At 70.3% G+C, this 15,501-nt stretch carries 12 protein-coding genes; 7 read left to right on the top strand and 5 right to left on the bottom strand.

Features of this window, described 5'->3' with window-relative positions; all coding sequences use genetic code 11:
* Positions 1-73 precede the first annotated feature (73 nt).
* Both V6S85_RS06240 and V6S85_RS06245 read right to left on the bottom strand, forming a co-directional pair.
* Positions 74-3,484, bottom strand: coding sequence for a TonB-dependent receptor (locus V6S85_RS06240; RefSeq protein ID WP_334348409.1), 3,411 nt, complete (start codon positions 3,482-3,484; stop codon positions 74-76).
* A 263-nt stretch (positions 3,485-3,747) separates the two neighbouring features.
* Complete coding sequence (locus V6S85_RS06245) at positions 3,748-6,711, bottom strand: TonB-dependent receptor (protein WP_334348410.1); 2,964 nt, start codon at positions 6,709-6,711, stop codon at positions 3,748-3,750.
* Between the two features lie 209 nt (positions 6,712-6,920).
* Here V6S85_RS06245 and V6S85_RS06250 point away from each other — a divergent pair, with 209 nt between their 5' ends.
* From V6S85_RS06250 to V6S85_RS06265, 4 genes are all read left to right on the top strand, one after another.
* Positions 6,921-7,460: an RNA polymerase sigma factor gene (locus V6S85_RS06250; RefSeq protein ID WP_165828868.1), complete on the top strand. Its 540-nt coding sequence runs from the start codon at positions 6,921-6,923 to the stop codon at positions 7,458-7,460.
* Positions 7,457-8,482 carry a FecR family protein gene (locus V6S85_RS06255; protein WP_334348411.1) on the top strand — a complete coding sequence of 342 codons (1,026 nt, stop codon included), beginning with the start codon at positions 7,457-7,459 and terminating at the stop codon, positions 8,480-8,482. Before V6S85_RS06250 ends, V6S85_RS06255 begins: the two co-directional genes overlap by 4 nt.
* Positions 8,483-8,572: 90 nt before the next feature.
* Positions 8,573-9,133: a helix-turn-helix transcriptional regulator gene (locus V6S85_RS06260; RefSeq protein ID WP_116568203.1), complete on the top strand. Its 561-nt coding sequence runs from the start codon at positions 8,573-8,575 to the stop codon at positions 9,131-9,133.
* Positions 9,134-9,172: 39 nt separating this feature from the next.
* On the top strand, positions 9,173-10,036 hold the full coding sequence (locus V6S85_RS06265) for an alpha/beta fold hydrolase (RefSeq protein ID WP_334348412.1): 864 nt from the start codon (positions 9,173-9,175) through the stop codon (positions 10,034-10,036).
* Between the two features lie 3 nt (positions 10,037-10,039).
* Here the strand turns inward: V6S85_RS06265 and V6S85_RS06270 are convergent, their stop codons facing one another.
* The 3 genes from V6S85_RS06270 to trmFO form a co-directional block, all read right to left on the bottom strand.
* A complete protein-coding gene (locus V6S85_RS06270; RefSeq protein WP_334348413.1) occupies positions 10,040-10,453 on the bottom strand; it encodes a helix-turn-helix domain-containing protein in 414 nt (137 codons plus the stop codon).
* Between the two features lie 7 nt (positions 10,454-10,460).
* Entirely contained in the window at positions 10,461-11,165 is a 705-nt protein-coding gene (locus V6S85_RS06275; RefSeq protein WP_334348414.1) for a hypothetical protein, read from the bottom strand.
* A gap of 113 nt (positions 11,166-11,278) precedes the next feature.
* Complete coding sequence (trmFO, locus tag V6S85_RS06280) at positions 11,279-12,688, bottom strand: methylenetetrahydrofolate--tRNA-(uracil(54)-C(5))-methyltransferase (FADH(2)-oxidizing) TrmFO (protein WP_334348415.1); 1,410 nt, start codon at positions 12,686-12,688, stop codon at positions 11,279-11,281.
* An 86-nt stretch (positions 12,689-12,774) separates the two neighbouring features.
* Between trmFO and V6S85_RS06285 the strand changes: the two genes are divergently transcribed.
* From V6S85_RS06285 to V6S85_RS06295, 3 genes are all read left to right on the top strand, one after another.
* The gene (locus tag V6S85_RS06285) at positions 12,775-13,725 is read left to right on the top strand and encodes a hypothetical protein (protein ID WP_334348416.1); all 951 of its coding nucleotides are present in this window, start codon (positions 12,775-12,777) and stop codon (positions 13,723-13,725) included.
* A 116-nt stretch (positions 13,726-13,841) separates the two neighbouring features.
* Positions 13,842-14,621 carry a hypothetical protein gene (locus V6S85_RS06290; protein WP_116568193.1) on the top strand — a complete coding sequence of 260 codons (780 nt, stop codon included), beginning with the start codon at positions 13,842-13,844 and terminating at the stop codon, positions 14,619-14,621.
* A gap of 2 nt (positions 14,622-14,623) precedes the next feature.
* Positions 14,624-15,481, top strand: a complete 858-nt coding sequence (locus V6S85_RS06295; protein WP_244286865.1) for a hypothetical protein — start codon at positions 14,624-14,626, stop codon at positions 15,479-15,481.
* Positions 15,482-15,501: the final 20 nt, after the last annotated feature.

Here is a 15,501-nt window from a genome sequence, read left to right on the forward strand (position 1 = left end):
CTGAACAAAGAAAAAGCGGCGCGGACGAAAGTCCGCGCCGCCAGTCGTTCCGGGGAGGAAGACGCTATGCGCGTCAGTAGACGAAGCGCGCGCCCATGAAGACCGAGCGGCCGGTGGCGGCGTAGCGCGACACGACCGGATCGTCCTGGTAGGCCCAGCGCTCTTCCTTCTGGTCGGTCAGGTTCAGGGCTTCGAGCGACAGGGTGATGTTCTTGGTCAGCTTGTAGGTGGCCGAACCGTCGAGGTTGAAGGTCTTCTTGCTGCCGGCGAAGTCGTTGACCAGCGGGCTGTCGCAGTAGCCCGGGTCGCAGGTGCCCGCGGCGACCGGATAGGTCTGGCTGTAGCCCTTGCGGTAGGACGACGACAGGCGGGCCGAGAACTTCTCGACTTCATAGAAGACCGTGAAGTTGAAGGCGTCCGGCGAGGCGCCGGTGAACGGGGCCTTGGCGGTGATCGGGGCCGCGCCCGTGCGGGCGTTGGCCGGGGTGACGATGTACTCCAGTTCCGACTCCAGGTGAGTGGCGTTGAACTGGACGCCCAGGTTCTTGAAGTACCAGGGCAGGAAGGTCAGGTTCTGCTGGTAGTTGACCTCGATGCCGCGGATGTAGCCGCCCGGCGCATTGTCGAACTGGCGGATGTCGAAGGTGTTGTCGGCGTCGATATAGGCGATCGCGTTGACGTTGGTCTGGGCGGCCCGCAGGGCGGCGATGCCTGCGGCGTCCAGGACCTGGCTCAGCGGGGCGTTGTTGATCAGCGTCTGCGGGAAGTTGTTGATCTGCTTGTCGAAGACCGCGACCGACACCAGGGCGCCCGAGGTGAAGTACCACTCGAAGCTCAGGTCGTAGTTGACCGCCCGGAACGGGTCGAGCTTCGGGTTGCCGACGGTCATCGTGCCGCCGACCACGGCGCCGGCGCCGGTGGGCACGCTGATCGCCGTCACCGAGGGCGACAGGTTGCCAAGCATCGGGCGGGCCATGACCTTGGCAGCGCCGAAGCGGATGTACATGTTGTCGGCCACCTCGTAGGCGGCGTTCAGCGACGGCAGGACGTCGGTGTACTTGTTCTCGCCCGAGATCGGACGCGAGCCGTTGGTCAGGCCCGAGGAGTCCAGCTCGGTGATGGCGTAGCGGGTGCCGACGTTGCCGCGCAGTTCGCGACCGAACAGTTCGGTGTTGTAGTCGAACTGGACGAAGGCGCCGGTGTCCTTCTCCTCGACCGAGTAGCGGTTGGCCGCGCTGCTCAGGTACGACAGGCGCCAGTCGCCCCACTTGTTGACGCAGTTGCAGTCGAAGTCGAACAGGCTGACCATCTTCTGCAGGTCGGGCGCCAGGAACGCGGTGGTGCCGCCCGAGGGGACATCCAGGCCGGTGCCCCAGTTGATGACCTTGCTGACCGAAGCGATGTTGGAGCCGGCTTCCTTCAGGCTGGGGTTCAGGGTCTCGCCGCTCAGGCGGCGATACTCGGCGGTGTCGAAGCCGTACTTGCGCTGGCTGACGCCGAACCGGATCGCGTAGTTGTCGTCCAGGTCGTACTTGAAGTCGACGCGCAGGGTCTCGTAGTCGTTGTTGGTGAAGCGCTGGAAGTGGCGCAGGGCCGAGTAGCCCTTCACGAAGTCCCAGGCCGAGGCCTGGGTCGCGTCGAAGCCCAGGTTCAGCAGCGGCATGTCGCCGCCGCCGCGCGCGTCGTAGACGAGGTAGTCGTCGCCCGCCACGCCCTGGCCCGAGTCCAGGCGGATGAAGTCGGCCAGCAGGCCTTGCGTCTTGTTCTTCGACGAAGACTTGCCCCAGACGGCGCTCATCGTGAAGTTGTCGCTGAACTCATGGTCCAGCTTCAGCGACGACTGGCGGAAGTAGGTCGTGAAGAACGCCGCGTCGGCCGCCGAGCGCAGGTCGACATTGCCGAGCTTCAGATAGTCGGCGTTGGCCCCGGTCGGCGACAGCGCCGCATCGATCAGGCGCACGCTGGGACGGCCGATGAACCTGTCGACCATCGCGGTGCCGTTCGCGCTCGGCACGTAACCCACCGACGAGACGGAGTTGTAGTAGTCGTACGGATCGAGGTTGAACGGGTTGTAGCTGTTGGTCGTGCCGGCGACCAGGCCGCCGCCGTTCAGCTGCTGGCCGCAGTCGATGGCGTCGCGGACTTCATTGGCGGCCTGCGCGGCGCACGACGCGTAGAACGCCCGCTTCTGGGCGGCCGTGGTGGCCGGGTTCAGCGTGTAGAACGGGTTGTTGGTGCTGTTGTTGGTGTTGTTGCGGTTCAGGCCGACGGTCTGGACCTGGTAGTTGATCGACGACTGCTGCAGCTCCGAATAGACCCAGTCGTACGAGATCGTGGTGCGGCTGGTCGGGCGCCATTGCAGGGCCCCGGTCAGGCCCAGGCGCTCCTGCTCCAGATCCTGCTGGTTCAGCGTGGCCAGGGCGGGGATGCGGGTCAGCGGACCGGGCGCGGTGATCGTGCCGGTGCCGGTCAGGCTGGTGGCGTTGGTCGTCGCGCTCGACGGGTTGTTGATCAGGTTGTAGGCGGCCGCGTTCGAGCCGACCAGCATCGAGCAGATCGCCGTGTTGGTGATGTTGATGCCGGGGATCACGCCGCCGTTGCACGAGGTGCCGATCGGGGTCGCGAAGCCCTGCCGGCGCGGCGAGGTGGCGGTCGAGTTGGTCGCCAGGAAGGTCGACTGGCGATAGGTATAGTCCGACTGGCCGGCCTGGCGCTGGTAGCTGTCGATGATCTGGTTGCGCTTGTTGTAGGCGACCGAGAACAGCGCGCCGAAGTCGCCCCAGTTGGTTTCCCAGCGGTCGGAGACGAGGCCGGCGAAGCGCGGCGAGTGGGTGCCGCCGTTCTTGTAGTAGGCGTCCTGAACCGACAGGGCCAGGCGACGATCCTTGAAGTTCAGCGGCTTGCCGGTCTCCAGGTCGACCGTGGCGCCCAGCGAGCCTTCGTCGGTCTCGGCCGAGGCGGTCTTCTGCACCTTGAGGGCGCTGAACAGTTCCGAGGCGAAGGTGTTGAAGTCGAAGCCGCGCGAGCGATTGGCGGCGTCGCCGGCGATCGACGGGCCGGCCGTCGACAGGGCTTCCAGGCCGTTCAGGCGGACGCGGGTGAAGTCGCTGCCGAGGCCCCGGACGGTGATGGTGCGGCCTTCGCCGTTCTCGCGGTCGACCGACACGCCCGGCAGGCGCTGCAACGACTCGGCGAGGTTGGCGTCGGGGAAGTCGGCGATGTCCTCGGCGTTGATGGCGTCGACCATCACGTTCGAGCTGCGCTTGAGGCTGAGGGCGCTCTGCAGGGCGGCGCGGTAGCCGGTGACGACCACTTCCTCGACCGCGGTCTCCTCGGTCTGGCCCGAAGCCTGGGCGGCGGGGGCGGCGTCTTGGGCGAAGGCGGTTCCGGCGAGCAGCAGGCTGCCGGCGACGGTCAGGGCGCCGAGCGACGCACGATCGCACAGCACGCGGGCGCGGCTCCGCCGCGAAGTGACTTGCAACATATTCCCTCCCAGTTCTTCCCGACGGGCAGGCTCTTGAGTGGCCGACCCGTGATCTCTGTTCTTGTTGGTAGCGGTATCCGCCACCGGTGTCATTAAAATAGCTACCGGTGTCATTAAGCCGAAATGGCGGCTCGGGAGCAAACCGAAAAATGGCCGCTCGGTGGCGCGGACGGCAAATATGCGGCGGAGCGTAGCGGCAGAGCAACAAAACGCCGGTTTGCGAGACTGGGGCCAAACGCCGCACGAGGGCCTTTCGGCGTCCTTCAGAAGCGGCGGGAGAGCGCCAACTCGAACCGACGGCGTCGCGGGTCGGCGTAGGTGTTGTAGTCGCCGACGCCGTTCTCGAAGATGCTGGGGCTCTTGTCGAACAGGTTGCGCACGCCCAGGCGGACCTCGCTGGCGCCGGTTCGCCAGGCTCCGGCGAGATCGAAATAGACCTGGGCCGGCACGGTGCGGATCTCGCCATAGCCCGTCGGGGTGCGGAAGGCGCCGTCGAACTGGGCGCTGGCCGCCAGGGTCCAGGCCCTCCGCCGCCAGGTCGCGCCGCCGTAGCCCCGCCATTCCAGCGGCGCCTGGTAGTCGCCTGTCAGCGCTGTCCAGGCCTCGCCGGGCAGCAGCTTGCGGCGGAAGCTGGGCTGCCAGACCACCGAGCCGCGCAGGTCGAGGCGACCGCCGGCCGCCGCGAACCCGTGGCGCAGCTCGCCGCTGACCAGTTCGGTCTCCAGCTTGGCGCTGTTCATCGCCCGGCCGTCGATCTCCAGCACCCGCCCGACCGTGTAGCCGCGAGCGATGTCGGCGGCGGTCAACGGGGCGCGCGACACCCGGCCCAACTGCGGATTGGCCAGCAGGTAGCCCATCGACAGCTCGCCGTGCAGGCCGTGGAAGCCGTCGCGCTTGAGCACGCGGGTGTAGTCGAGCGACGCCCGCAGGTTCGATCCGGGCGGCTGGACGACCATGCCCACCGAGGCGCTTTCGGCGCGTTCGGGCTTGAGGGCGGGCGAGCTGCCGAACATGTAGACGAAGGGGCGGCCGCTGCCGACGGTGTCGCCCGGCCGGCCGGGGTCGGCGTAGAAGATGCCGGGAATGGTCAGGCGCGAGGTGATCAGCTCGCTGGCCGTCGGCGCCAGGGCTCCGGTGGCCGCGCTGAGGCGCAGCATGACGGCCTTGACCGGGAACACCCGCGCGCCGGCGGTCCAGGTCCAGACCTCGTGGCGCGAGCGGACCAGCGGCGGATCGCTGGTCATGGCCAGGGCCGGCGCCCAGGCCTTGCTGTCGTCGAGCCTTACCGAGGCCTGTAGTTCGAGGCCCGCCAGGCCGGGAGGCGCGCGGTCGCGGCCAAAGACCGGCGCGTTGGCCTCGGCGTACAGCGAGGCGACCTTCTGGCGGGCCCCGATCAGGGTGTGGGTCGAGCTGGTCTGGTCGCCCTGGGTCGTGGTCTCGACCACGTCGCCGATACGCTCGTCGCGCAGGTCGGCCGCGACGGTCAGGTTGGCCGGTCCCGCCGGCAGTTGGATCAAGGGGCCCGCGGCGCGCAGGGCGAGGTTCGTCAAGCGGTTGGACTGCCGGATGCGCTTGAGGGAGTCGTTGCGATAGAGGTCCAGCACCGACTGCAGGGCGTCATAGTCGCCGAACGGGTCGATCGCCGGCCGGTTCAGACCCTCCTCGCCCCACACGAAGCTGTAGTTCAGGTCCGGCTGGGGCTGGCGCTGATACTGCTTTACGCGGACCCGGCCGACGCCGGTCGAGGCGTCGAGGTTCACCCGCCAGCCGCGCGGCGCCTCGATGATCGCGCCGGCGGTCAGGCGCTGGGCGAGGGTGCGTTCCTGGTTCTTCTGGTCGTAGGACGCGAACGGCACCGAAACCAGGATGTCCTGCTGGAACGGGTTGGTCGGCGCGGCGGCGCTGACGAAATAGGCGCGGGAATTGGGGCTGGTCAGGCCCTCGCCCTCGTTCTCCAGGTGCAGGACGTCGAGATAGGTTTCCACGCCGAACAGCGCGCGGCGGACGCTGGCGGTGATCGCGGTCGCGCGCGCGCCGTTCAGCAGGCTGGCGTCGCCGCTGCTGGCGTCGGGGCCCAGGCCGCGCGACAGGGCGCCGGCCCCCCGCAGCGCCAGGGGCTGGAAGTCGCCGGCCGCGTAGCGCAGGGGCAGGGTGGTGACGTTCGCGCCCAGGTTCACGCCGGCGTCGGTGACCAGCGGCTGGCCGGTGTAGCTCATGACGTTGCGGCCGTCCGAGGCGGCCGACAGCACTTCATAGGTCGTGCGGGCGTCCGACTTGGCGCGATAGCGGATGGTGAAGTCGCGCTGGATGATCCGCAGCGGTTCGCGCGTCGAGGTCGAGAACCCGGCGGAGACCTGGGTGCGGCCGCTGTCGGGCGAGAAGCCGAGACGCGCCTCCAGTCGGCCCTGGCCGGCGTCGCCGCGCGAGGACAAGCCGCCGATCGCGGTGACCTCGCCGCCGTCATGGTCGCGCCGCAGCACGATGTTGACCACGCCGCCCAGCGCGCCGAGGCCGTAGATGCCGCCGGCCGAGGCGGGGATGGTCTCGATGCGCTCGATGGCGCCCAGCGGCAGGGCGTTGATGTCGGGCTGCCGGAAGAACGAGCCGTCCAGCCCCGGCAGGCGCGGCAGCCGGCGGCCGTCGACCAGCACCAGGGTCTGGCTGGGGCCAAGGCCCAGCAGGTCGAGTTCGGAGCGGGCCGCGCCCGGCCGGGCCTGGGCGGGCGAGACGGCCGCGACGTCGGCCAGCACGCGGTCGCGCAGGAAGCTTCCGATCTCGCCGGCCTGGGACAGGGCGATCTCGTCGGCCGTATGCACGACGTAGGGCTGGACGCCGTTCTCCAGCCGTCGCAGGTCGCCGTTGAGGGCGCGCGCGCCCAGCACCAGGATCTCGGGGACGGTGGTGACCGCATCGGAGGCCGGCGGGGCGGTTGCGGCAGGGGCGGGGGCCAGGACGTAGACGCCGTCGGCCGTGCGGCGGGCGACCAGGTCCGTACCCTCGAGCAGCCGGTCGAGCGCCGCCTCGACCGACATTCGGCCGCGCGCCTGGCCCGAGCGCTTGCCGGCGGTCAGGCTGGAGGCGAACAGCAGTTCGACGCCCGATTGCCGGGCCAGCAGGCGCAGGGCCGACGACAGGTCCTGGCGGTCGACGTCGATCGCGGGCGCGGCGACGGCGGGCGTGGCGATCACCGCGGCCAGCATACCCGCCAGTCCGAGCCGTCCCCGCATTCGCGCCCGCCTCCATCAGGTCCCCGGATCGACACGACCCGTATTGCGAAGCTAGGTAACGCTGTTATCTGGCGGCGCAAGCCGAGATCCGGGTCTCGGTGAAATTTCGATGGAAGCGATGAGGATTTCGCCCGCGGCTACGTATTCTAGGAAAGACCCGCTGCTTGGCCGCCCGGCCGAGGGGCGGCGTGGGGTGCGTGGAGCGTAAGGTGGCGGCTGTCCATCCTCAGTCGGCGGACGGTTCGAAGGCGGCGCAGGCCGATCCTGCGCGCGCGCTCGCCCTGCAGACCGATGTTACCGCCTTCTTCCGCCGCCGCCTGGGCGCCGACGCCGAGGTCGAGGACCTTGTCCAGGAGGTGTTCGTGCGCGCCGCCGACCAGGTGGGGCTCGCCGACGAGGCGTACGCCCGAGCCTATGTCTTCCGCACCGCCGCCAGCGTCTGGGCCGACCGGCACAGGCGGAGGCTGGCGCGGCGGGCCGACCAGCACGTGCCCTTCGATCCCGAGCGCCACGGCGAGACCGACAACGATCCGGCCGGCCGCCTGGACGCCCGCGAGACCCTGCGCGCGGCGACCGCCGTCCTGCTCAGCCTGCCAGAGCGGACGCGGACGATCTTCGTGCTGCGGCGGATCGAGGGGATGACCGTGCGGGAGATCGCCGGCCGCCTGGGCATTTCCGGCAGCGCCGTGGAGAAACACGTGGCCAAGGCGCTGGAGCGCCTGCTGGCCCAGACGGGGGACCTGCGATGAGCGCCTATCCCCTCGAGTTCGCCGAGATGGCGCAGTTGCCGCGCGAAGAGGCGGCGGCGCTGCTCTGGCTGAACATCGACGAGTCCGACCCGGCCCAGGCCGCCGTGCTCGATACCTGGCTGGACAAGGATCCGGAGAACCGCGCGGCCTGGCTGCGGGCCCAGGCGATCTGGAGCGGCTTCGACCAGGCCGGCGACGAGGCGACGCTGCGGGTCCTGCGACGTCGGGCGGCGAAGGCCTCGCGACCGTCGCCGTCGTCGCGCTGGATGGCGGCGGCGGCCGTGTTCGTCGCCGCTATCGGCCTTGGCCTGTGGCTGGTCGAGCGGCCGGCGCCGGCCTTGCCGCCGCCCGTCGTGCAGGCCACGGCGGTGTTCGGCGAGCCCGACCTCGTCACGGCGGCGGAGGCGAAGACCTTCGACCTGCCGGACGGCAGCAAGGCCAGCCTGGCTCCCGGCAGCGCCCTGGACCTGGCCTACGACCACGGCGGCCGCGCCATGCGGCTGGTCAGGGGCCGGGCGTTCTTCGACGTGGTTCCCGACCGGGCGCGGCCGTTCACGGTCGAGGCCGGCGGTCGGCGGATCACGGCGCTGGGCACGCGCTTCGACGTCCGCCTCGACGAGGGCCCGCTGCGGGTGACGCTGGTCGAGGGCCAGGTCTCGGTCGCCCGCACGATCGATGCGACCGACGGCCCGGGCCGCCCGGTGGTGCTGGCGGCGGGAGAGCAGTTGACCGCCGCCCCCGGCCGGGACGTCGTCGCGCCGGCGGAGGCGGCGAGCGCGGCGGCCTGGCGCGAGAGCTCGATCACCTTCGAGGACAGGCCGCTGTCGGAGGTGGTGGCCGAACTGAACCGCCACAGCGCCACCAAGCTGGTCATCGACGATCCGAAGGTGGCGGCCTTGCGGGTGACGGGCCGGTTCCGCACCGGCGATCCGCAGCGCTTCCTGCGCACCCTGGCCCAGGTGCTGCCGGTGCGCGGCGAGGCGGCGGGGCCGGGCCGCTATCGGATCGTGCGCGCCGACTGAGCGAATTGGAATAACGCCGGTGTGGGTTTTGCCCGGCGCTGCGTGTTCTCCCCAGGGAGCCGGTCGTGCTCCCGCCCAGGGGACGAGGCGATGGAACAGCAGATCTGCAGCGAGCGGGCGTCGGCCAGGGTGGGCGCCCTGCTGGAGGAGATCCAGCAGAGGCTGTTCGACGACGTCGAAGGCGCGCGACGGCTGATCGACCAGGCGATCCAGGTGCTGCAGGCGCCGTCCGTGGCCAGCCCGGCGCGCACCGGCGGCCTGGCGCCCTGGCAGGCCCGGCGGGTCGCCCGCTACATCGACGAGAACCTCGAACGGGCCCTGACCGTGGCCGAGCTGGCGGCGGTGGGCGGCGTGCGCCCCGGCTATTTCGGCAAGGCCTTCAAGAGCAGCTTCGGCGTCAGCCCGCACGCCATGGTCCTGCAGCGGCGCGTGGCGCGGGCCAAGATCCTGATCGCCCAGGGCGAGGACCCGCTGAAGGACATCGCCCTGGCCTGCGGCTTCTCCGACCAGTCGCACCTGACCAACCGTTTCCACAGGCTGGCGGGCATGACGCCAGCGGCCTGGCGGCGGCTGCACGCGGCGCCGGTGTTTCATGCGCCGGGCGACGATCGCGGCGGCTCCGTCCAACTCGACCGGCGCGCCCAGGCCTAGGCTTCCGACCCGTTCCTCTTGCTGCCTTCGAGGTCTTTCATGAACGCCGTCGCTTCCATCCATAACGCCGTCTCGGCGCCCAACCAGTTCGTCGAGGTCGGCGGCCGCACGCTGGCCTATCGCTCGATCGGCGAGGGTCGGCCGCTCGTGCTGTGCACCCGCTTCCGGGGCAACATGGACGTCTGGGACCCCGCCTTTCTCGACGGCCTGGCCGACGAGGGCTTCCGGGTCATCACCTTCGACTATTCGGGCCTTGGCCTGTCGACCGGCGAGGCGACCTACAACCCGGCCGAGATGGCCCGCGATCCGATCGACCTGATGACGGCCCTGGACCTCAGCGACGTCGTGCTAGGCGGCTGGTCGCTGGGCGGGATGGCGGCCCAGGTGGCCTTCGCCGTGGCCGGCGCGCGGATCAGCCACCTGCTGCTGATCGGCACGACCCCGCCCGGGCCTCTGGTCAAGCCGGCCGAGCAGCTGTTCTTCGACACCGCGGTGATCGAGGACTACGCGCTGAAGGAAGAGGAGATCCTGTTCTTCGAACCGAAGTCGCAGGCCAGCCGCAAGGCCGCCGCCGAGTCCTCGGCCCGGATCGCCGGCCGCACCGAGGGGCGCTCGCCGGCGGTGCCGATCGCCTTCGCCCGCGCCAACATCGGGGCCGGGCCCAAGAACCCGATCTTTCCCGCCGACGCGGTGCTCGAGGTGCTGAAGACCACGAGCAAGCCGATCCTGCACCTGGGCGGCGACCACGACATCATCTTCCCGGTCGAGAACTGGTACGCCCTGAACCAGATGCTGCCGACGCTCCAGCTGATCACCTACCCCTCGGCCGGACACGGGCCCCAGCACCAGTACCCGCGCGCCTCGGCCGAGCACATCGCAAGCTTCGTGCGCTCGACCAACTGAGGATCAGAGAGCGGCCGACGCCTGGCGCCGTTCGCGGCGCCAGGCGTTGGGCGGCGCGCCTTCCCGCCGCCGGAACAGGCGCGACAGGTGGGCCTGGTCGCTGAAGCCGCAGGTGACGGCGATGCCGCACAGCGGCTCGTCGGTGGTCAGCATGATCCGCTTGGCGCGGGTCAGGCGGCGCTCGACGACGTACTTCTGCGGCGACAGGCCGAAGGTGGTCTTGAAGGCGCGCGAGAAATAGGACGGGCTGAGCCGCGCGGCGCGAGCCAGGTCGACGACGCGGATCGTCGTCTCCAGCCGGTGTTCGACATAGGCGGCCGCGCGGCTGGCCTGCCATGGCGCCAAGCCCGCCGGCTTTCCGCCCACGAAGGCGCCGGGCGGCGCGAGGCCGCCCGGTTCGGGATCGTAGACGCACATCCGCCGGTCAGCGGGTGATCTTGCCGGGCAGGCTGAGGTCGCCCGAGGCCACGTCGAAGATGTCGGAGATGCACAGCAGCGGCGCGTGCAGGTTGGCGTTGACCTTGAGCGCCGAGGTGACGCCGTCGAACTTCACACCCTCGACCGCGCCGATCACGCCGGCCGGCACGCTGACCTCGACGGTGTCGGTCGCCAGGGTGGTGGGATAGGTCGGGCTGTCGATCAGCAGCGGCACGCCGGGCCAGGTGGCCGGCACCTTGGGCTTGGCCCCTTCTGGGATGTCGCGGACCTTCAGCGCGCCCTTGCCGCAGGCGTCGTCGGGAACCAGCACAACCCAGTGCGGATGCCAGACGTGGCGGTTGACCCCGCCGTAGGCCGCGTCGTCGAAATCGGGATGGAAGGTCACCGCCAGGGCCAGGATGCCCTGGTCGCCCTCGAAGCCGACGCTGCTGCTGTTGAGCGAGGTGGGCCACACATAGCTCCACACCGCGCTGCCGGCGAACTGGCCGACCGCCTTGGGTTTCAGTTCGCCGGCCTTGCCGCGCACCTGCACGCGGAAGACCACGTCCGGCCCGACGCTTTTGACCTGGGTGCGGACGATGTCGAAGGACGCCATGATCGCGTCCTTGGTCGGCGAGACCACGTCCTGGGCGAAGGCGGGGGCGGCGAGGAGGGCCGTCGCGGCGACGGCGAGGCTGAGCTTGCGGAGCATGGGCGATCTCGATCGAGACGCCGCGACGAGGCGCGGCCGGGAACGTCAAGGTTCCACGGCCGCGTTTCTCCGCCTTGGATCGGGCGGAGGCCTATTTCTTCAAATCGGAAGGGTCAGTTCGCCAGCCAGGCGTCCAGGTCCTTCAGCGCCCGGATGCTCATCAGCCGCTTCTTGGCGCGGCCGCGTTCCTTCAGCGGAATCTTCTTGCCGTCCTCGTCGACCTTGGGGGTCTCGAGCGGCGGGAGCAGGCCGTAGTTGATGTTCATCGGCTGGAACGAGCCGCCCCGGGAGCCTTCTTGCGCGCCTTCCAGGTGGCCGCCCGTGATGTGCTCGACGAGGGCGCCCAGGGCGGTGCTCGGGGGCGGAGCCTCGAGCGAGCCGCCCTTGCGCTCGGCGGCGGCGAAGCGGCCGGCCAGGAGACCGATGGCGGCGCTTTCCACATAGCCCTCGACGCCGGTCACCTGGCCGGCGAAGCGCATGCGCGGCGACGCCTTCAGGCGCAGGCCCTTGTCGAGCAGCTTGGGCGAATTGATGAAGGTGTTGCGGTGCAGGCCGCCCAGGCGCGCGAACTGGGCGTTCTCCAGGCCCGGGATCATGCGGAAGGTCTCGGCCTGGACGCCGTGCTTCAGCTTGGTCTGGAAGCCGACCATGTTCCACAGCGTGCCCAGAGCGTTGTCCTGGCGCAGCTGGACGATGGCGTAGGACTTCACGGTCGGGTCGCGCGGGTTGGTCAGGCCGACGGGCTTCATCGGCCCATGGCGCAGGGTCTCGCGGCCGCGTTCGGCCATCACCTCGATCGGCAGGCAGCCGTCGAAATAGGGGACGTGCTCCCATTCCTTGAACTCGGCCTTGGGGCCTTCGAGCAGGGCGTCGATGAAGGCCTCGTACTGCTCCTTGTTCATGGGGCAGTTGATGTAGGCGGCCGCGTCGCCGCCGGGGCCTTCCTTGTCGTAGCGCGACTGGCGCCAGGCCTTGTCCATGTCGATGGACTCGAGGTGGATGATCGGCGCGATGGCGTCGAAGAACGACAGCTGGCCTTCGCCCGACAGGTCGAGCACCGCCTGGGCCAGGGCCGGCGAGGTCAGCGGGCCGGTGGCGACGATGACGTTGTCCCATTCTTCCGGCGGCAGGCCGGCGATCTCCTCGCGGACGATGGTGACCAGCGGGTGGGCTTCCAGGCGGCGGGTGACCTCCTCGGAGAAGCCGTCGCGGTCGACCGCCAGGGCGCCGCCCGCCGGCACCTGGTGCTGGTCGGCCGCCGACATGATGATCGAGTCGCAGCGGCGCATCTCGGCATGCAGCAAGCCAACGGCGTTGAACTGCCAGTCGTCCGAGCGGAACGAGTTGGAGCACACCATCTCGGCCAGGCCGTCGGTCTGGTGGGCGTCGGTGGTGACTTTGCCGCTGGAGTCGTCCTTGCGCATCTCGTGCAGGATGACGGGAACGCCGGCCTGGGCGATCTGCCAGGCGGCCTCGGAACCGGCGAGGCCGCCGCCGATCACGTGAATGGGGGAGGTGGTCATGGCGTCCTCATACCTCCGCCCTCGCCAAGACGGAACCGCCGTGTAAGCTCATCTTGGGCGAGTATCAGGTTCTGGGGGTCTTCAGGGTGGCGAAGAGGTTTTCGGCGGCGTCGGCCGCGGTGTCAGGCTGGGCGCTGATCGGCCGGCGGCCGCTGTCGGTCGTCGTGTGGAGCGCGGTGATCCTGCTGGGCCTGTTCCTGCCGGCGTTGCTGCTCTTCCTACCGATCATCGATCCGTTCGTCGAGATGGTCCGGGCCATGCCGCAGACGCCCAACGCGCAGGATCCGGAGATGACGGCGCGGATCATGGCCATGCAGGGACAGCTCAGCCTGATGAACATCGGCATGATGGCCGTGCAGGTGGTCGCGCCCACCATCGTCACGGCCGCGGCCTTCCGTGTCGTGCTGCGCCCACAGGAGCAGCGAGGCTTCTTCCTGCGCGTCGGCGCGACCGAGGGCTGGATGATGCTGGTCACCCTTGTGCTCACCTTCGGCGGCAACATCGCCATCTTCGCGGCCATGGTCCCAGGGGCGCTGCTGGGGCTGATCGGTTTCGTGGTCATGGCGATCGGCGGCGACACTGAGGCCGGCGCCGTCGTCGGGGTGGTGGTCGGCGTGATCGGCGTGATCGTCGGCGAGCTTGCGCTGCTATGGGCGTTCCTGCGGCTGTCGATGGCCCTGCCGATGACCTTCGCCGAGCGGCGCTTCATGCTGTTCGAATCCTGGGCCCTGACCAAGGGCCAGAGCCTGCGCCTGCTGGGCATGCTGCTGCTGGTCGGGCTGAGCCTGCTGGTGGTGCAGATCGTCGTGGGCGGGGTGGTCATCGCCGCCGCCGCGCTGGTCGCCCCGGGCCTGACCAAGACCCTGCCGGCGGCGCGCTCGGTGGCCGACGTGCTGCGCCTGATCTGGCCGGTCCTGGCCGTGGCGCTTCCCCTGGCGGCGATCCTTCAGGCGGTGGTCCAGGTGGTCTGCGTGACGCCGCTGGCCAGCGTCTACCGGTCGCTGAAGCCCGCCGACGAGGCGCAGGAGGCCGCCTGACAGCGGCCTTCCCGCCACGGCCGGGCAAAATCCGCGCGAACCGGCCCGCGACTCGTCGTTTCATGACGCCGCGCGCGCTAGGGTGGCGTCGGCTGTTCTGAAGGACCTGGAACCACATGGGCGAGGCATCGATCGCGATCGGCGCGACGGCGCGAGCCGGCATCGCCGGCGTGACCCACCTTGCGCCGCGCACCTGGGCGGCGCTGGCCGCCGCCTGCCTCGTGGGCCTGCTCGGCCGCTACCTGGGCGGGGCCTTCGTCCTGCTGGCCGACTTCGTCGCCGCCGCCCTGGCCTACGGCGCCCTCTATCGCGCCGCCTTCGACGGCCCGGCGGGCCTGGCCGGCCTGCGCTGCGGCCGCGAGGAGGCGCTGATCGCCGCCGTCCAGCTGCTGCTGGGCGTGGTGTTCCTGGTGGTCATCGCCGTGCTGCTGGTCGTGGTCGGGGCCGTCGCCCTGGGCGTCGCCCGCGCCGCCGCCCCCGGCTTCGACGCCACCTCGTCGGAGGCCTGGCGGGCGGCGCTGTCGGGACCGCTGGCCGCCTTCGCCGCCAGCCTCGCGCCGCTGGCCAGCCTGGCGGTCCTGGCCTGGCTGGCCGCGCGCCTGGCCCTGGCGCCGGCCGCCTCGATCGCCGCCGGCCGCCTGCGGGTGCTCAGCGCCTTCGACCTGACCAAGGGCCGGGCCGGCCTGCTGGTGGCCCTGGGCCTCGTCTTCTACCTGCCCAGCGTGCTGATCGCCGCCAGCGGCAAGGCGGCCTTCGACGGCGCCGGCGCGTTCCTGGTGCAGGCGGCCGCGGTCGGTCTCTACTATTTCTGTGTCGCTCCCGCCTGGACGGCGGCCTGCGTCCACGTCTACAGACACGCTCCGAGCTTGGCCGTCGCCGAGCCGTCAGAAGCCTGATCATGATCGTCTTGTCGCCCGTCGCCGCCGCCCTCGAAGGGCCGCGCACCATGCGCCGCCACCCCGTCTCCCTGCTGATCTGGGGCGGGCTGTATCTCGGCTCGCTGATCCTGCTGTCGGTGCTGCTGGTCGCCGTGTTCGGCGACGAGGTGCGGCGCGACCTGGCCCAGACCCGGTTCACCGCCGACCCGCGCGAGGTGCTGCAGCTGATCTCGCACCTGGGCGGAGCGATGGCGCTGATCATCCTGCTGGCCGCCGCCATGAGCGCGGTGCTGGCCGGGGCGATCCTGCGCTCGGTCATGCATCCCGAGCAGAGCCAGGGGGCCTATCTGCGCCTGGGCGCCGACGAGGTCCGGCTGTTCGTCGTCGCCCTGATCGCCTGGGCCACGGCGCTGTTCGTCACCGCCATTCCCAGCGGCGCCGTGACTCTGCTGACCGCCACGGTCGCGGGCGCCGGCGCGCGCGGCCTTTCGGCCTGGATCGCCTTCCTCGGCGGCCTGGCGGTGATCGGCCTGTCGATGTGGGTGGGCGTGCGCCTGTCGCTGCTGTCGCCCCAGACCTTCGCCGAGGGCCGCATCAACGTCCGCGAGTCGTGGGTGCTGACCCACGGCCACTTCTGGGGCCTGCTGGGCATGTTCGTGCTGAACCTGCTGATGGCGCTGGGCGCGACCATGGCTATGTCGCTGGTCGGCGGCCTGTTGACGGGCGTGATCGCCCTGATCGGCGGCGGGACCAAGCTGTTCGTGATCCTGGGCCTGCTGGTGAACCTGCTGATCGCGCCGCTGATCGTCACCGTCCAGACGGTGATCCTGACGGCCGGCCCGGCCCGCGCCTACCGGCAGCTGCATCCCGATATTTGAACCCGGGTCTGTCGTTCTCG

Source organism: Caulobacter sp. CCNWLW153, from assembly GCF_036889365.1.
GTDB lineage: Bacteria > Pseudomonadota > Alphaproteobacteria > Caulobacterales > Caulobacteraceae > Caulobacter > Caulobacter radicis.

Coding starts and splice junctions, on each gene's coding strand:
- V6S85_RS06240 (WP_334348409.1), bottom strand. CDS start 3,484: ATGTTGCAAGTCACTTCGCGGCGGAGCCGCGCCCGCGTGCTGTGCGAT.
- V6S85_RS06245 (WP_334348410.1), bottom strand. CDS start 6,711: ATGCGGGGACGGCTCGGACTGGCGGGTATGCTGGCCGCGGTGATCGCC.
- V6S85_RS06255 (WP_334348411.1), top strand. CDS start 7,457: ATGAGCGCCTATCCCCTCGAGTTCGCCGAGATGGCGCAGTTGCCGCGC.
- V6S85_RS06260 (WP_116568203.1), top strand. CDS start 8,573: ATGGAACAGCAGATCTGCAGCGAGCGGGCGTCGGCCAGGGTGGGCGCC.
- V6S85_RS06265 (WP_334348412.1), top strand. CDS start 9,173: ATGAACGCCGTCGCTTCCATCCATAACGCCGTCTCGGCGCCCAACCAG.
- V6S85_RS06270 (WP_334348413.1), bottom strand. CDS start 10,453: ATGTGCGTCTACGATCCCGAACCGGGCGGCCTCGCGCCGCCCGGCGCC.
- V6S85_RS06275 (WP_334348414.1), bottom strand. CDS start 11,165: ATGCTCCGCAAGCTCAGCCTCGCCGTCGCCGCGACGGCCCTCCTCGCC.
- trmFO (WP_334348415.1), bottom strand. CDS start 12,688: ATGACCACCTCCCCCATTCACGTGATCGGCGGCGGCCTCGCCGGTTCC.
- V6S85_RS06290 (WP_116568193.1), top strand. CDS start 13,842: ATGGGCGAGGCATCGATCGCGATCGGCGCGACGGCGCGAGCCGGCATC.
- V6S85_RS06295 (WP_244286865.1), top strand. CDS start 14,624: ATGATCGTCTTGTCGCCCGTCGCCGCCGCCCTCGAAGGGCCGCGCACC.